Genomic DNA, 16,282 nt, shown 5'->3' with positions numbered 1-16,282 from the left:
CTCTGCAGTCCGGTTCACCAACAGCCGGCTACGAGAGGCAGGGCCTCCGGGTCCGGCCGAGAGGTCATCTGAACGGCGTCGATCCCATAGGGCGGTGGCTCAATTGGTAGAGCAGCGGTCTCCAAAACCGCAGGTTGCAGGTTCGAGTCCTGTCCGCCCTGCAGCCCGGCTGTGTTCTTCATGACACGGTGATCACACACAGATACGGACACAGGCCCTCGGGCCGAGCTCGGAAGGTCGGAACAGTGGCGAGAAAAGACGTTGACGTCCCCAGTGAAGACGTCGTCGAGAAGGCGAAGAGCGACGGTGCGACGCGCCGCAGCCCCTTCGCCCGCATCGCGTTGTTCATCCGCCAGGTGATCGCCGAGCTCAAGAAGGTCGTCACCCCGACCCGCAAAGAGCTGCTGAGCTACACCGGCGTCGTGCTGGTCTTCGTGGTCATCATGATGGCCCTCGTCTCCCTGCTCGACCTGGTCTTCGGCACCGGCGTCGGCTACGTCTTCGGCAACGGCCCCACCGGCAGCTGACACGCCACCCACAGGCCGACTCCCCGAGCACCACGTGAGCGGGTCCCGTGCCACCGAGCACGTGCACCCGACAACCCCGATCGAAAGAAGAACCCTTGCCTGACAACGAGCGCGACGACATCGACCTCGCCACCGCTGCCGAGCAGTCCTCCGAGGTCGAAGAGGCCCAAGAGGGCGGCACGCTGGCCGCCGACGAGGACGCCGTCGAGCCCGCCGAGTCCGAGGCCCTCTCGGTCGTCGACGAGGGTGACGCCGGTTCGACCGACACGAGCGACCTCGACGGTCTGCTCGACACGCTGGCCGAAGCGCGCGACCCCGAGGCCGACGCGATCGTCGACGACGCCCTCGACATCGACGACGCCTTCGAGGCCGAGGCCGCCGTCGAGGCGACCGACGACGAGGCCGACTCCGAGGCCGAGCAGGCCGCCGACGAAGGCGACGCCCCTGCCGCGAACGCCGTCATCGCCGAGGCCGAGCAGTCCGTCCAGGACGCCGACGCCGAGATCGCCCACGACGACGTCGACGTCGACGTGTCCGCCACCGAGGTCGAGGACGACGAGCCCGCCGAGGTCGACCCCTACGAGGCCTTCCGCTACGAGCTGCGCGGCAAGCCCGGCAAGTGGTACGTCATCCACTCGTACGCCGGCTTCGAGCGTCGAGTGAAGCAGAACATCGAGAACCGCATGGTCTCGATGACCATGGAGGACTACATCTACCAGGTAGAGGTCCCGATGGAAGACGTGGTCGAGATCAAGAACGGGCAGCGCAAGCTCGTCACCCGCGTCCGCATCCCCGGCTACGTGCTCGTGCGTCTCGACCTCAACGAGGACAGCTGGTCCGTCGTCCGGCACACCCCCGGCGTCACCGGCTTCGTGGGCAACGCCCACAACCCGACGCCGCTGCGTTTCGAAGAGGCCTTCAACATGCTGAAGAGCCTCGTCCAGGTCGACACGACCCCGGCCCCCGCCAAGGGCGGTGCCAAGGGCGGCAAGCAGGCCCAGCGGGTCATCCCCGCCGAGGTCGACTTCGAGATCGGCGAGACGATCACGATCAAAGAGGGGTCGTTCGCCGGACTTCCCGGTACGATCAACGAGATCAAGCCCGAGAGCGGCAAGCTCACCGTGCTGGTCTCGCTGTTCGAGCGCGAGACGCCGGTCGAGCTCAGCTTCGACCAGGTCACGAAGCTCTAGCAGCACACCCCCCAGGTTTTCAGATCACCGGAGTCCGCGCCGCGGGCCACCGGGAGAGCAGGTCGCGACCGCGATCGGCTCGAACCCCACAAGAAGGAAAAGAACAATGGCACCGAAAAAGAAGGTCACGGGTCTGATCAAGCTTCAGATCAACGCCGGCGCCGCGAACCCCGCCCCGCCCATCGGCCCGGCCCTGGGTCAGCACGGCGTGAACATCATGGAGTTCTGCAAGGCGTACAACGCGGCGACGGAGTCGCAGCGCGGCAACGTCGTCCCCGTCGAGATCACGGTCTACGAAGACCGCTCGTTCACGTTCATCCTGAAGACCCCGCCCGCCGCCGAGCTCATCAAGAAGGCTGCCGGCGTCGCCAAGGGTTCGGGTACCCCGCACACCACCAAGGTCGGCAAGCTGACCATGGACCAGGTGCGCGAGATCGCGACGACCAAGCAGGCCGACCTGAACGCCAACGACATCGACGCCGCGGCGAAGATCATCGCCGGCACCGCCCGCTCCATGGGCATCACGGTCGACGCCTAAGCAGCACCCCTCCGTGCAGGCGACCCGCCTGCACGACCCTGACATCAGTGGGAGAGCCGGCCAGGCTCGCAACCACGTCCCCAGTACGAAGAGGTCCAACATGGCTCAGAAGTCCAAGGCGTACCGCGCCGCTGCCGAGAAGATCGAGGCAGGCAAGTTCTACAGCACCAGCGAGGCCGTCGCCGTCGCTCGCGAGACCGGCTCGAAGAAGTTCGACTCGACCGTCGAGGTCGCGTTGAAGCTCGGCGTCGACCCCCGCAAGGCCGACCAGATGGTGCGCGGCACCGTCATCCTGCCGCACGGCACGGGCAAGACCGCCCGCGTCATCGTCTTCGCGACGGGTGCTGCCGCCGAGGCCGCCATCGCGGCCGGAGCCGACGAGGTCGGTGGCGACGAGCTCATCGAGAAGGTCGCCGGCGGCTACACGTCGTTCGACTCGGCCGTCTCGACCCCCGAGCTCATGGGCAAGGTCGGTCGTCTCGGCAAGGTGCTCGGCCCCCGTGGCCTCATGCCCAACCCGAAGACCGGCACCGTGACCCCCAACGTCGCGCAGGCCGTGAACGACATCAAGGGCGGAAAGATCGAGTTCCGTGTCGACAAGCACAGCAACGTGCACTTCGTCATCGGCAAGGCCGGCTTCTCGGAAGAGCAGCTGAACACCAACCTCGACGCCGCCCTCGAAGAGGTCGTCCGTCTGAAGCCGTCCTCGTCCAAGGGCCGCTACATCACCAAGGGCACGCTGTCGACGACCTTCGGTCCCGGCATCCCCCTCGACATCAACGTCTTCTAAGTCCACCCGACCTCGAAGACCTCGCGTCGACCGAAGGCCGTCCCACTCTCGAGTGGGGCGGCCTTCGTCGTCGTCACCCGGTCGGTGGTCGGGTGAGGAGGCGCGGGTGCGGCACCATGGGCAGATGACCGTCACCGTGCGCCCCGCCCTTCCGACCGACGCCGCCCTGCTCGCCGAGGTCGCCGCGGTCACCTTCCCGCTCGCGTGCCCGCCCGGGTCGGACCTGGCCGACATCGCCCGGGTCGTCACCACCGTGCTGTCGGAGGAGGCCTTCACGAGGTACCTCGCCGACGACACCCGCATCGTCCTGCTGGCCGTGGACCCCACGGCCCAGGGCGCCCTCGGCTACAGCATGATGGTCGCGGGCGATCCGGACGACGCCGACGTCGCGGCGGTCGTCTCGTCCCGACCGACCGTCGAGCTGAGCAAGTTCTACGTCATGCCCCAGGGCCACGGCACCGGTGCGGCCTCGACCCTGATGGCCGCGACCCTCGAGGCAGCCCGCGCGACCGGCGCCTCCTCGGTGTGGCTCGGCGTCAACCAGCAGAACGAGCGTGCGCTGCGCTTCTACGCCAAGCACGGCCTCGTGCGGGTCGGGACGAAGACCTTCGCCCTCGGCGACGACCTGCAGCAGGACTTCGTCCTCGAGCGTCGGATCTAGGCGCACCCACGCCGGTCGACGGCGTCCCCGTCCGGTGGCCGGGTCAGGCGGCCTCGGTGTCGTCGGCGACGCGCAGCACGAGCTTGCCGCGGGTGTGCGACCGTTCGAGGCGCGTGTGGGCGTCGCGGGCGTCGGCCAGGTCGTAGACCTCGTCGACGTAGACCCGGACGTCTCCCGAGTCGAGCAGTCGTGAGATGACCGCCAGCGTGGCCCCGTCGGGGGAGACGGCGAACCCGGTCGACCGGATGCCGGCCTGCGCGGCCTTCTCGGCGAAGGCGGCGCCCGAGGCGAGCGGTGCGTGGACGGCGAGTCCTCCGGGGCGGAGCAGCCTCAGCGACCGATCGGCCTCGACGTCGTCGTCGACCAGGTTGATCACGACGTCGACCTGGCGGACGCTCCGGTCGACGTCGGCCGCGCCGTAGTCGACCACCTCGGCGGCGCCGAGCTCGCGCAGCCAGGCCGAGTTGCCCTGCGAGCCGGTCGCGACGACGTGCGCGCCGAAGTACGAGGCGAACTGCACGGCGAAGTGGCCCACTCCGCCCGCGCCGGCGTTGATCAGCAGGCGCTGGCCCTCGTGGGCCTTGGCGACGTCCACGACCATTCCCCAGGCCGTGAGCGCCGCGAGGGGCACCGCGGCGGCCTCGAGGTGCGACAGGGCCGCGGGCTTCCGGGCCACCGAGAGCGACGGGACGCTGATGTACTCGGCGTAGCTGCCGCCCGAGCGGGGGCACGGGGCCATGCCGAAGACGGCGTCGCCCGGACTGAGCGGATGGGCGGCGTACGGCGTCTCGACGACGACGCCGCTGAAGTCGTGGCCCAGCACGGCCGGGAACGCCGGGATGGCGTCGCTGTCGCCGCGACCGGCCCGGGTCTCGAGGTCGAAACGGTTGACGCCGGCGGCGACGACGCGCACGAGCACCTCGGCGTTGACCCGTCGTGGGTAGGGCACGTCGGCGGCCACGAGCTGCTCGGGACCCCCGGTCCGCTCGATCACCATCGCACGCATCGTCGTGTGCATCGTCGTGTCCATCGGCAGCCCCTGTCGGCTCGTGCGCGCCGTGGCTCGGGCGCGGTGGTGACGCCAGTCAACGGGACGGATGAGTCACCCGTGTTTCGCGGGTGTCACCGACCGGGAAACGATGGGTACGGTGTGGTCATGAGAGCATCGGTCGCCGTCCTGCGCGTCGCGGCTGCGGTCGCGGTCCTCGTCGCCGTCGTCGCGCAGTGGGAGAACAGCCTGCGCGACCCGGGGTACCGGTTCGTCGACTTCTTCGGGTACTTCACGATCCAGAGCAACCTGATCGTGCTGGTCGCCCTGCTGGTCGGCGCGTTCACGGTCCTGCGTCGCGCGACGCCGCCCCGCTGGACGGTCGCGCTGCGGGCCGGCGCCACCACCTACGTCGCGCTGACCGGGCTGGTCTTCAACCTGCTGCTGGCCGGGTTGCCCTCGGACGACCCCTACACGCTGGGGTGGGCGAGCGACGTCTTCCACCGGGTGATCCCGCTCTACGTGGTGCTCGACTGGATCGTCTTCGCCGACCGCGACCGTCAGCCCTGGCGGCGGGTGTGGCAGTTCTTGGCCTTCCCGCTCGTCTGGGTGGTCGTCGTGCTGGCCCGTGGCGCGGACTTCGTGCCGTATCCGTTCCTCGACGTGGCGACCCTCGGCGGGGGTGTCGTGGCCCTCTGGTGTGCGGGCATCGCCGTCTCGGTCACGGTGATCGGGGCGCTCGTCGTGGCGGCGTCACGGCTGCGCCTGCTCGACCCGGATCGGCCCGTGCCTCAGCGCAGCGGGTCGTAGGGCGGGGGCTCGTAGGCCTCGTAGGCGTCGGGCGGCGGCGGCGCCGAAGCCCGGCCGCCAGGGGCGAAGGGGTCGACCGGCGCCTGCCGCGCGAGCGTGTCGAGCACCTGGTCCGCGAGGGCCACGAGGCGGTGGATCTCGTCCTCGTCGCGCTCGACCCAGCGGCACTGCGGGTCGCCGTGCACGGGCACGAAGTCGGTGTGCTGCTCCCACACCACGAGGGTGCGCTCGGCGCCCAGCACGTACTGCTGCCACGCGACCTGACGCAGGTACGAGCGGGGGATCGACGACCAGGCCTTCTTCGTCGTCTTGATCTCGCAGAGCTCGACGGTGCCGTCGGTGCGGACGGTCACGCCGTCGGGGGTGGCCAGGTGACGACGCTGACCCGCGGCGTGGAAGAGCTTCTGGCTGGACTCGATGCCGTGTCGTTGCAGCACCCACCGGGCGATCTCGGGCTCACGCGCCCGCCCGTGGTCGGTGTAGGCGTTGCCGCCGAAGCCGTTGCCGTAGAGCTTGTCGAGCACGACGGCCTGCACCGCCCGCGGGCTCGAGAGCCGGGCGACGTCGGTGGCCGTGATGCCCTGGCTGCGGGCCCGGAGCCACGCGATGCGGTCCGACGAGTCGGCCAGCACGCGCGTCAGGTGCGCAGGAGGCGCGGCGGGGGTCTCGGGCTCGTCGTCGTCCCACAGGGTGAGCATGGGTTGGACGACGGTCATGGTGACCATTGTCCCTCGCGACGGGCGTGGGGACGACACCCGCGCCTCCTCGTGTCGTGGACCAGGAGGCGCGCGCCGGGTGTGCGTGCTCAGACGGCGGCGGCGAGCTCGTCGATCGCGGCGGGGGAGAGGGCGTGGTGGATGGCGAGCATGCTCGCCCCCATGAGTCCCGCCCGGTCGCCCGCCCGGGACGGCACGATGCTCAGGTGCTCGGTCGCGAGCGGCATCGAGCGCTGGTAGACGACCTCGCGCACACCGGCCAGCAGGTGCTCGCCGGCCTGCGCCATCGAGCCGCCGATCGCGATGACCGAGGGGTTGATCATGTTGACGCAGGCGGTCAGCACCTCGCCGAGGTCGCGACCCGCCTGCCGCACGGCCTGCACCGCGTCGAGGTTGCCGGTGCGGACGAGCTCGACGACCTGGCGGCCCCCCTCGCAGTCGTGGCCGAGGGCCCGCAGCGAGCGGGCGAGGGCCGGGCCCGAGGCGACGGCCTCGAGGCAGCCGACGTTGCCGCAGTGGCAGACGACGCCGGCCCCGCGGGGGATCTGCACGTGGCCGATGTCGCCCGCGATGCCCTGGGCGCCTCGCTGCAGGCGGCCGCCCGAGATGATGCCCGAGCCGATGCCGGTGGCGACCTTGACGAACAGGAAGTGGTCGGTGCCCGGCCACGCGTGGCTGCGCTCGCCCAGGGCCATGATGTTGACGTCGTTGTCGACGAGGACGGGCACGTCGAGGTGACGTCTGACCCACCCCGGCACGTCGAAGCCGTCCCAACCGGGCATGATCGGCGGGTTGACCGGTCGCCCCGTGCTGAACTGCACGGGGCCGGGCAGGCCGATGCCGATGCCGATCAGGTCGTCGCGGGTGCGACCGAGCCGGTCGAGCAGGGCGTCCGCCCCGGTGACCATGCCGCCGAGGGTCGTCTCGGGACCGTCGGCGATGTCGATCAGGCGGCGGTCGCTGGTCAGCTCGACGCCCATCAGGTCGGTCAGGGCGAGGTTGACGTGGCCGGCTCCGAAGTCGGCGGCCAGGACGACGCGGGCCGAGGGGACGAGGGCCACGCGTGAGGGCGGGCGGCCGCCGGTCGAGACGGCGTCGGCGTAGGGGCCGACGAGACCGAGCTCGGCCAGGACGTCGAGCCGGAGGCCGATGGTCGACCGGGCGAGGCCGGTCATCGCCGCGAGCTCGGCCCGGGTGCGTGGCGCGCCGTCGCGGAGCAGCTGGAAGATCTCGCTGGCTCCCGTGCTGCCGAGGGCGGACGACCGCGTCGTGTCGGACATGGCAGCAGTAAACCACAGCCCCCGACGACGGCCGAGAGAACATCGCCGAAAAAACGTCGACTTTTGCTTGCGGGTCGACAGAAGCGGTCCTATGGTGAGTCTCGGTCGACGCCGACCGCCACTCTTCCGGGGGTGACCGGTCGACGGCTCGACCGCTGAGAGTCCCCGACGGTGCCCGTCACCGTCGCACATCCACTCGGAAGAGGAGACACCCCTGGTGACCACCGCAAGCCCGATCTCGGTCCAGCTCTACACGGTCAGAGACGCCATCGCCGCCGACCTGCCCGGCACCCTGAAGCGCATCGCCGACCTCGGCTACACCCAGGTCGAGCCCTACGCGTTCGTCGACCGAGTCGACGAGTACGCCGAGGCCCTGCCCGCCGCCGGGCTCACGGCGCCCAGTGCGCACGTCGGCCTGATCGGCAAGGACCTCGAGCCGATCTTCGCCGCCGCCACCCGCCTCGGCGTCGGCACGATCATCGACCCGCACATCGACGAGACCCGCTGGGTCACCCGCGAGGACGTCGAGGGCATCGCGAAGGAGCTCGGTGAGATCGCCGACGCGGCCGCCGCCCACGACCTCACCATCGGCTACCACAACCACGCCTTCGAGCTCGAGAACCTGATCGACGGCACCCCCGCCCTCGAGGTGTTCGCCGCGGCCCTGCCCGCGAACGTCGTGCTCGAGATCGACACCTACTGGGTCGAGGTCGGCGGCGTCGACGCCGCCGAGCTGCTCGCCCGCCTCGGCGACAAGGTGCAGTTCCTCCACGTGAAGGACGGCCCGAAGAACAAGAACGACGTCGAGCAGGTCGCCGTCGGACGCGGCTCCATGCCCGTCCGCGACATCCTGCAGGCGGCCCGCCAGGCCACGCCCGTCGTCGAGCTCGACGACCACGCCGGTGATGTGTTCACCGCGCTCGCCGACAGCCTCGAGTTCCTCCAGGGGGTCCGCGCATGAGCGACGTGACCACGGCCTCGCGACCCGCCGTCGCCTCCGACGGCAAGACCGGCCCGGTCGGCGTCGGGGTGATCGGTGCCGGCGTGATCAGTGACCAGTACCTCGGCAACCTCACGCAGTTCCCCGACCTGAAGGTCCTCTTCATCGCCGACATCGACCAGGACCGCGCGGCGGCCCAGGCCGAGAAGTGGGGCGTCCCCGCCAGCGGCACGGTCGACGAGCTGCTCGCCCTCGACGACGTCGAGATCGTCGTCAACCTGACGATCCCGGCGGCCCACGTCGACGTGGCCCTGCAGGCCGTCGCCGCCGGCAAGCACGTCTGGGGCGAGAAGCCCTACGCGCTCGACCGTGAGAGCGGCGCCCGGCTGCTGGCGGCCGCGAAGGAGGCCGGCGTCCGCGTGGCGGTCGCCCCCGACACCTTCCTCGGTGCCGGCCTGCAGACCGGCCTCCGGGTCGTGAAGCGCGGCGACATCGGCACGCCGCTGACCGGTCTCGCGCTCTTCCAGGTGCCCGGGCCCGAGTCGTGGCACCCGAGCCCGGAGTTCCTTTTCGCGTACGGTGCCGGTCCGATGTTCGACGTCGGCCCGTACTACCTGACCACGCTCGTGCAGGTGTTCGGACCCGTCGCGAAGGTCACAGCCACGGCGTCGAAGGCGCGCGACAGCCGCGTCATCGGCTCGGGGCCCAAGGCCGGCACGGTCTTCCCCGTCGAGGTGCCCACGCACGTCAGCGCCCTGCTGCAGTTCGAGAGCGGTGCCAGCGCGCAGGCCGTCTTCAGCTTCGACTCGAAGCTGGCGCGCGCCGGCTTCGTCGAGATCGCCGGCACCGAGGGCACGGCCGTGTTCCCCGACCCGAACGAGTTCGAGGGCGACACGACGGTCCACACCGGCACCGACGAGCCGGCGGTCGTCGCGGCCACGGGCTCGACCTTCACCCGCGGCACCGGCGTCGCCGAACTCGCCCAGGCGATCCGCGAGGGTCGCCGGGAGCGCGTGCCCGGCGAGCTCGCCTTCCACGTCCTCGACGTCATGGTCTCGCTCGCCGAGTCCGCCGAACGCGACGAGAGCGTCCGCGTCGACTCGACCCTCGAGCCGACACCCGAACTGCCCGAGAGCTGGGACCCCTCGGTCCCGACCCTCGGCTGACCCGGTGCGGTGCCGGCGCCTCCTCGACGCCGGCACCGCGCCTCCTCACCCGTCCACCCCCGAGCGCACCACCCGCACCACCGGAGTCACCACAGCACCACGAACCCCCTGCACCATCCCTTCCCTCACTCGATGAAGAGAAATCTCGAAGAAGAGACACCAGGAGAAGTCATGCACACCAAGTTCCGTTGGCTCGCCGCCCTCGCGGTCGGAGCCCTCTCGGTCGGATCGATGACCGCCTGCAGCGCCTCGGGCGGCAGCGGCGACGCCGACACCATCACCTACTGGGCCAGCAACCAGGCCCCCACGGTCGAGAAGGACGCCGAGATCCTGCAAGAGAGCATCGACCGCTACACCGAGGAGACCGGCGTCAAGGTCGACCTCGAGGTCATCCCGTGGTCCGACCTCTACAACCGCATCCTCACCGCCGTCTCGAGCGGTGAGGGCCCCGACGTCCTCAACATCGGCAACACCTGGGCGGTCTCGCTGCAGTCCAGCGGTGCGTTCGTGCCGTGGGAGGGCGACGCCCTCGAGGCGATCGGCGGCCAGGACCGCTTCGTCCAGTCGAGCTTCGCGACCGGCGGTGCCGAGGGCCAGGCCCCGACGTCGGTGCCGATCTACGGCCTGTCGTACTCGCTGTACTACAACACCGCCATGTTCGAGGCAGCCGGCATCACCACGCCGCCCACCACCTGGGACGAGTTCGTCGAGGACGCCAAGAAGCTGACGGTCGACACCGACGGCGACGGCACGATCGACCAGTGGGGCGTCACCATGGCCGGGTCGAGCATCTCGAACAACGCCCACCAGGCGTTCGTCCGCGGCCTGCAGAACGGCGGCTCGCTGTACGACGACGAGGGCAACCCCGACTTCGGCAACGACGGCGTCGTCACCGGCGTGAAGCAGTGGGTCGACCTGATGGCCGTCGACAAGGTGGTCTCACCCTCGGATGCCGAGAGCGTGAACGGCTCCGACATGGCCGCGACCTTCGCCGACGGTGGAGCCGCGATGTTCTTCGACCAGGCCCCTGACGCCAACCTCGCCGCGCGGGACTTCACCGGGTACGCGGTGGCACCGGTGCCCATGGAGACCGCCGACGCCACCGGACTGCTGGGCACCCAGAGCCACGTCGCCGGGATCAACGTCAGCGTGTTCGAGAACTCGGACAACAAGGAGGCGGCGATCGACTTCGTGAAGCACCTCACCAGCGACGACGAGCAGGTCTACCTGAACAAGTCGTTCAGCTCGCTGCCCGTCGTGACCGGTGCCTACGACGACCCGGCGTTCCAGTCCGACACGATCAAGCTGAAGCAGGAGATCCTCGAGGACCACGCCCAGCCCATGCCCCTCTACCCCTCCGAGGGACAGATGGAGACCTTGGTCGGCACCGCGATCAAGAACCTCCTCGCCACCGCAGCCCAGGGCGGTTCCGTCAGCGAGTCCGACGTCAAGTCGGCCCTCGAGGACGCGAACAGCCAGATGAGCTCGGGTCAGTAGCCCGTCCCACCGCCCGTGACGGGGGCGGTCGGTCCAGCCGACCGACCGCCCCCGCCGCCCAGGCCCCGAGAGGACCCTCATGACCGTCAACGTCCTGCCCCCCGCCACCGCCGAGAAGGACCTTCCACCCGACCCGCACCAGCAGGCGCCGCTCGAGCCCGCCAAGCGCAAGAAGCACCGCTCGCCGCTCGCCTACTTCCTGGTGGCCCCGGCCGCCCTGGCCGAGCTGCTCGTCCACATCGTCCCCATGGTGCTCGGCATCTGGATCGCCTTCATCACGCTCAACCAGCTCAGCATCGCCAACTGGGTCAACGCGCCCTTCGTCGGCCTGCAGAACTTCGTCACCGCCCTCGACCCGTCCTCGCCCATCGCCGGCCAGCTCTACGGAGCGCTGGGGCGCACGCTGATGTTCACCGTCATCGTGGTGGCCATCGCCTGGAGCATGGGCATGCTGGGCGCCGTGCTGCTGACCAGCTCGTTCAAGGGCCGTGGCATCCTGCGCACGCTCTTCCTGGTGCCGTACGCCCTGCCGTCGTACGTCGGCACCATCGCCTGGGCCTTCATGTTCAACCAGCGCGACGGGGCCATCAACCGCTTCCTGGTCGACGACCTGGGCATCCTGCAGGACCGCCCGTTCTGGCTGCTCGGCGGCAACTCGTTCTGGGCCATCGTCATCGTGACGGCGTGGCAGTTCTGGCCGTTCGCCTTCCTGATGCTGCTCGCCGCGCTGCAGAACATCCCGGGGGACGTCTACGAGGCCGCGAGCCTCGACGGCGCGAGCCTCTGGAAGCAGTTCACGTTGATCACCCTGCCCATGGTCAAGCCGGCCAACGCCGTGCTGTTGCTGATCATGAGCCTGTGGATCTTCAACCAGTTCAACGTGCCCTACGTGCTCTTCGGCCCCGCGTCGCCCGAGCAGGCGACGCTCATCTCGCCGTTGATCTACCAGCAGTCGTTCAACAACTGGAACTTCGGCCTCGGCGGTGCCATGAGCGTGATGCTCCTGGTCGTGCTGCTGATCGCGTCGGCGTTCTACATCCGCATGGTTCTGCCGAAGGGACAACACGATGATTGAGACCCGTGGGTTCAAGGTCTTCCGCTTCTTCGGGCTGGCCTTCCTGTCGCTCGTGGTGGTCGTGCCGCTCTACGTGGTGCTGACCACCTCGATCAAGCCGCTCGCCGACGTGCAGGGCCTGTTCACCTGGATCCCCAGCCGGGTGACGCTCGAGCCGTACGTGCAGATCTGGCAGACGGTGCCGCTGGCGTCGTACTTCAAGAACAGCCTGATCGTCACGATCTCGGCCACGGTGCTCTCGGTGGCCATGGCCGTGCTCGCCGCGTACTCGCTGGCCCGCCTGCGGTTCAAGGGGCAGCGCAGCTTCAGCCTGGTCGTGCTGTCGACGCAGATGTTCCCGGGCATCCTGTTCCTGCTGCCGCTGTTCCTGATCTTCGTGCAGATCCAGCGCACGGTCGGCGTGCAGCTGACCGGCAGCTACCTCGGCCTGATCATCACGTACATGACGTTCTCGCTGCCGTTCTCGATCTGGATGCTGACGGGGTACTTCGCCTCGATCCCGAAAGAGCTCGAAGAGGCGTCGATGATCGACGGCACGGGTCGCCTCGGTGCCCTGTTCCGCGTGATCATCCCGGTCGCCAAGCCGGGCATCATCGCCGTCGCGGTCTACGCCTTCATCACGGCCTGGGGCGAGGTGCTCTTCGCCTCGGTGCTCACGAGCAAGGACACCCGCACGCTCTCGATCGGCCTCCGCGCCTACGCCTCGCAGCAGGACGTCTACTGGAACCAGCTCATGGCCGCCTCGGTCGTCGTCTCGCTGCCCGTGCTCATAGGCTTCATGCTCGTGCAGAAACACTTGATCACCGGACTGTCGTCGGGGGCCGTGAAGTGACCGAACCGGCCGTGGCCACGGCGGTGGGGCCGGTGGGCGTCACCGTCGGCCCGGCCGGGCGGGCCGAGCCGAGCCGAGGAGGCGCGGTGCCGGTCGCACCCCTCCGCGTCGGCATCGTGGGCGGCGGCTTCATGGCCCGCGTGCACGCCGGTGCCGCGCGGTCGGCCGGTGCCCGGGTGGTCGCCCTGGCCTCGTCGGGCCCGGCCAGCGCGGCCCGGGCGGCCGCGTCGCTCGGCGTCGACACGGCGCACGAGAGCGTCGACGACCTCGTGACCGACCCCGACGTGGACGTGGTGCACGTCTGCTCGCCCAACGCCACGCACGCACCGGTCGCCCTGGCGGCGCTCGCCGCCGGCAAGCACGTCGTCTGCGAGAAGCCGCTCGCGACCTCGGGCGCCGAGGCCGAAGCCCTGGTCGAGGCCGCCCGGGCCGGGCGGCTCGTCGGTGCCGTGCCGTTCGTCTACCGCTACCACCCGATGGTGCGCGAGGCGCGGGCCCGGGTCGCCGCGGGCGAGGTCGGCCGCGTGCTGAGCGTCCGGGGCTCGTACCTGCAGGACTGGTTGCTCGACAGCGCCGACGTCGACTGGCGGGTCGACTCGGCGGCCGGCGGCCCCTCGAGGGCCTTCGCCGACATCGGCAGCCACCTGGTCGACCTCCTCGAGTTCGTCCTGGGCGACCGGTTGGCGCGGTTGACCTCGACGACCACCACGGTGCACGCCCACCGTGGCGGCTCGTCGGTCGACACCGAGGACGAGGCGGCCGTCGTGTTCGAGACGGCACGGGGTGCGATCGGCACCCTCTTCGTGTCGCAGGTCGCGCCGGGTCGCAAGAACCGCCTCCTGCTCGACCTGTCGGGCACCGCCGAGAGCCTCGAGTTCTCACAAGAGGAGCCCGAGACTCTCTGGGTCGGCCGGAGGTCGGGCACGCAGCTCGTGGCGCGGGACGCCGCCGTGCTCGCGCCCGACGCCGCCCGCCTGTCGACGGTCCCGGCGGGGCACCCGATGGGCTACGTCGACGCGTTCGCGGGGTTCGTCCGCGACGCGCACGACGCCGTCCGGGGCGGCACCCCCGAGGGACTGCCCACCTTCGTCGACGGCCTGCGCGCCGTGCGGGTGACCGAGGCCGTCCTCGCCTCCGCCGCGTCGCGCAGCTGGGTCGACGTGCCCTGACCCGTCGTCCGTCCGCACCGTCCCGTCGTCCGTCCCGCCGTCCGTCCGCACCCCCGTCGCCCCGAGAAGGAACCCATGGCCGAGAGCTCCCGCCCCGTCACCCTGTTCACCGGTCAGTGGGCCGACCTGCCCTTCGAGGAGGTCGCGGCGCTCGCGGCCGGCTGGGGCTACGACGGCCTCGAGATCGCGGCGTCGGGCGACCACCTCGACCTCGAGCGCGCCGACCAGGACGACGCGTACCTGCGGTCGCGGCTCGACGTGCTCGAGCGGCACGGCCTGGGGGTCTGGGCGATCTCGAACCACCTGACCGGGCAGGCGGTCTGCGACGACCCGATCGACTTCCGGCACCAGGCGATCGTGCGCCCGTCCACCTGGGGCGACGGCGACCCCGAGGGCGTCCGGCAGCGGGCGGCGGAGGACATGAAACGGGCGGCCCGGGTCGCCCGCAAGATGGGCGTCGACACCGTCGTCGGCTTCACCGGCTCGAAGATCTGGCCTTACGTCGCGATGTTCCCGCCGGTGCCCGCCGCCGTGATCGATGCCGGCTACCAGGACTTCGCCGACCGCTGGAACCCCATCCTCGACGTCTTCGACGCCGAGGGCGTCCGGTTCGCCCACGAGGTGCACCCGAGCGAGATCGCTTACGACCACTGGACGAGCGTCCGGGCGCTCGAGGCCATCGAGCACCGCTCGGCCTTCGGCTTCAACTGGGACCCCTCGCACATGCTCTGGCAGGGCGTCGACACGGTGTCGTTCATCACCGACTTCGCCGACCGGATCTTCCACGTCGACTGCAAGGACACCCGCATCAAGCCCCCCACCGGGCGGTCGGGCGTGCTCGGCTCTCACCTGCCCTGGGGCGACCCGCGTCGCGGCTGGGACTTCGTCTCGACCGGGCACGGCGACATGAACTGGGAGGACGCCTTCCGCGCCCTCGACGCCATCGGTTACGACGGCCCGATCTCGATCGAGTGGGAGGACGCCGGCATGGACCGGCTGCACGGCGCCCCCGAGGCGTTGGCCTACATCCGGTCGCTGCTCTGGAAGCGGCCGAGCGCCTCCTTCGACGCCGCCTTCTCGAACCAGTGACGGCAGACTGATCCCATGCCCCGAACCCTGCTGCCCGGCCAACGGAGCCGCCTGCTGGTCGTCGATCCCGCGACCGGCGACGCCGAGGTCGTCCTCGAGAGCGCCCGCGTGCTGGTCGAGGCCCCGAACTGGAGCCCCGACGGCCGCTGGCTCGTTGTGAACGGCGACGGCCTGCTCTGGCGCCTGCCCGCCGACGCGCGTGGCGTCGACGAGACCGCACTCGAGCCGGTGCCGATGGGCGACGTCCCCGAGATCAACAACGACCACGTGATCGCGCCCGACCAGGGCTCCGTGGTCGTGAGCGCCCGCGACGGCCACCTGTACGAGGTGCCGTGGGACGGCGTGACCCCGGGCGGCACCGCCCGCCGCGTGACGCGTGACCATCCCGCGGGGCGCAACCACAAGAACTACCTCCACGGGGTCTCGCCTGACGGCGCGACGCTCAGCGTGATCGTCGGTGCCCTTCCGGCCCCGGTCGACGACCCGGAGGACGAGGAGGCGCGGGCCGGCTGGCGCACGAACGTCGCCCTGGTCTCGCTCGCCGACGGCGCGACCACGCCGGTGACCGACGACGAGCACCCCGACGACGGGGCCGAGTTCTCGCCCGACGGCGCCTGGTTGTGGGCGAACTCGGAACGCGCCTCCGCCGGGGTGGCCGGCCACGCGCAGCTCTTCCGGAGCCGCCTGGACGGCAGCGACGTCGTGCAGGTGACCGACGACGAGCGGGTCAACTGGTTCCCGCACGTGTCGCCCGACGCCTCGACGCTGCTCTGGGTGTCGTTCGAGCCCGGCACGCTCGGCCACCCCGAGAACCGTGACGTGGTGCTGCGCACCCTGCCGCTCGGCGCCGACGGCCTGCCCGTGCCGGGCCGGGCGCCGCACGACGTGCTCGCCCTCTTCGGCGGGCAGGGCACGATCAACGTGCCCTGCTGGGCCCCGGACTCGACGCGCTTCGCCTGCGCCGACTACCCGCTGGCCTGACCCCGACCCTCGGTCCGGGCGGGCGGGCGGGCG

17 protein-coding genes and 1 tRNA gene are annotated in these 16,282 nt (G+C 70.5%); 15 read left to right on the top strand and 3 right to left on the bottom strand.

All coding sequences use genetic code 11. From position 1 onward, the window contains the following. Positions 1–88: 88 nt before the first annotated feature. The 6 genes from SJY14_RS13170 (at position 89) to SJY14_RS13145 (ending at position 3,706) form a co-directional block, all read left to right on the top strand. Positions 89–161 (top strand) — tRNA-Trp (locus SJY14_RS13170). An 84-nt stretch (positions 162–245) separates the two neighbouring features. Then, complete coding sequence (gene secE / locus SJY14_RS13165; protein WP_043592949.1) at positions 246–527, top strand: preprotein translocase subunit SecE; 282 nt, start codon at positions 246–248, stop codon at positions 525–527. Positions 528–622: 95 nt separating this feature from the next. Beyond that, positions 623–1,717 carry a transcription termination/antitermination protein NusG gene (nusG, locus tag SJY14_RS13160; RefSeq protein WP_071255219.1) on the top strand — a complete coding sequence of 365 codons (1,095 nt, stop codon included), beginning with the start codon at positions 623–625 and terminating at the stop codon, positions 1,715–1,717. Between the two features lie 106 nt (positions 1,718–1,823). Then, on the top strand, positions 1,824–2,255 hold the full coding sequence (gene rplK / locus SJY14_RS13155) for a 50S ribosomal protein L11 (RefSeq protein ID WP_043592945.1): 432 nt from the start codon (positions 1,824–1,826) through the stop codon (positions 2,253–2,255). Positions 2,256–2,355: 100 nt separating this feature from the next. Further along, positions 2,356–3,045 (top strand): 50S ribosomal protein L1, encoded by a 690-nt coding sequence (rplA, locus tag SJY14_RS13150; protein ID WP_043592944.1) that lies wholly within the window; start codon positions 2,356–2,358, stop codon positions 3,043–3,045. Positions 3,046–3,169: 124 nt separating this feature from the next. Further along, positions 3,170–3,706 (top strand): GNAT family N-acetyltransferase, encoded by a 537-nt coding sequence (locus tag SJY14_RS13145; RefSeq protein ID WP_396599095.1) that lies wholly within the window; start codon positions 3,170–3,172, stop codon positions 3,704–3,706. Positions 3,707–3,749: 43 nt separating this feature from the next. Here SJY14_RS13145 and SJY14_RS13140 read toward each other — a convergent pair whose 3' ends face one another. Continuing rightward, a complete protein-coding gene (locus SJY14_RS13140; protein WP_396599094.1) occupies positions 3,750–4,736 on the bottom strand; it encodes an NADP-dependent oxidoreductase in 987 nt (328 codons plus the stop codon). Between the two features lie 126 nt (positions 4,737–4,862). On the opposite strand from SJY14_RS13140, the gene SJY14_RS13135 reads away from it, so the two are divergent. Next, positions 4,863–5,504 (top strand): Pr6Pr family membrane protein, encoded by a 642-nt coding sequence (locus tag SJY14_RS13135; RefSeq protein WP_396599093.1) that lies wholly within the window; start codon positions 4,863–4,865, stop codon positions 5,502–5,504. Here SJY14_RS13135 and SJY14_RS13130 read toward each other — a convergent pair. Beyond that, positions 5,486–6,220 carry a YqaJ viral recombinase family protein gene (locus SJY14_RS13130; protein ID WP_396599092.1) on the bottom strand — a complete coding sequence of 245 codons (735 nt, stop codon included), beginning with the start codon at positions 6,218–6,220 and terminating at the stop codon, positions 5,486–5,488. The two genes, SJY14_RS13135 and SJY14_RS13130, sit on opposite strands and share 19 nt — an antisense overlap. Before the next feature lie 89 nt (positions 6,221–6,309). Continuing rightward, entirely contained in the window at positions 6,310–7,500 is a 1,191-nt protein-coding gene (locus SJY14_RS13125; protein ID WP_071255224.1) for an ROK family transcriptional regulator, read from the bottom strand. A gap of 217 nt (positions 7,501–7,717) precedes the next feature. Here SJY14_RS13125 and SJY14_RS13120 point away from each other — a divergent pair, with 217 nt between their 5' ends. The 8 genes from SJY14_RS13120 (at position 7,718) to SJY14_RS13085 (ending at position 16,249) form a co-directional block, all read left to right on the top strand. After that, positions 7,718–8,461 (top strand): sugar phosphate isomerase/epimerase, encoded by a 744-nt coding sequence (locus SJY14_RS13120; RefSeq protein WP_143048581.1) that lies wholly within the window; start codon positions 7,718–7,720, stop codon positions 8,459–8,461. Beyond that, positions 8,458–9,606 (top strand): Gfo/Idh/MocA family protein, encoded by a 1,149-nt coding sequence (locus SJY14_RS13115; protein ID WP_071255225.1) that lies wholly within the window; start codon positions 8,458–8,460, stop codon positions 9,604–9,606. Before SJY14_RS13120 ends, SJY14_RS13115 begins: the two co-directional genes overlap by 4 nt. A 132-nt stretch (positions 9,607–9,738) precedes the next feature. After that, entirely contained in the window at positions 9,739–11,103 is a 1,365-nt protein-coding gene (locus SJY14_RS13110; protein ID WP_255364182.1) for a sugar ABC transporter substrate-binding protein, read from the top strand. Between the two features lie 79 nt (positions 11,104–11,182). After that, positions 11,183–12,178 (top strand): carbohydrate ABC transporter permease, encoded by a 996-nt coding sequence (locus SJY14_RS13105; protein ID WP_082452235.1) that lies wholly within the window; start codon positions 11,183–11,185, stop codon positions 12,176–12,178. After that, positions 12,171–13,010, top strand: coding sequence for a carbohydrate ABC transporter permease (locus tag SJY14_RS13100; RefSeq protein ID WP_043592933.1), 840 nt, complete (start codon positions 12,171–12,173; stop codon positions 13,008–13,010). Before SJY14_RS13105 ends, SJY14_RS13100 begins: the two co-directional genes overlap by 8 nt. Continuing rightward, positions 13,007–14,179, top strand: coding sequence for a Gfo/Idh/MocA family protein (locus SJY14_RS13095; RefSeq protein WP_396599091.1), 1,173 nt, complete (start codon positions 13,007–13,009; stop codon positions 14,177–14,179). The genes SJY14_RS13100 and SJY14_RS13095 overlap by 4 nt, the downstream gene beginning before the upstream one ends. A gap of 75 nt (positions 14,180–14,254) precedes the next feature. Beyond that, on the top strand, positions 14,255–15,268 hold the full coding sequence (locus SJY14_RS13090) for a sugar phosphate isomerase/epimerase (RefSeq protein WP_071255229.1): 1,014 nt from the start codon (positions 14,255–14,257) through the stop codon (positions 15,266–15,268). Between the two features lie 15 nt (positions 15,269–15,283). Then, positions 15,284–16,249, top strand: coding sequence for a biopolymer transporter Tol (locus tag SJY14_RS13085; protein WP_396599090.1), 966 nt, complete (start codon positions 15,284–15,286; stop codon positions 16,247–16,249). The last annotated feature ends 33 nt before the right edge of the window (positions 16,250–16,282 follow it).

This window comes from Frigoribacterium sp. R86507, assembly GCF_044597695.1.
In the GTDB taxonomy this organism is placed as follows: Bacteria; Actinomycetota; Actinomycetes; order Actinomycetales; family Microbacteriaceae; genus Frigoribacterium.
Note: the sequence above shows the minus strand (reverse complement) of the source record. Positions and strands in the feature narration are given on the sequence as shown.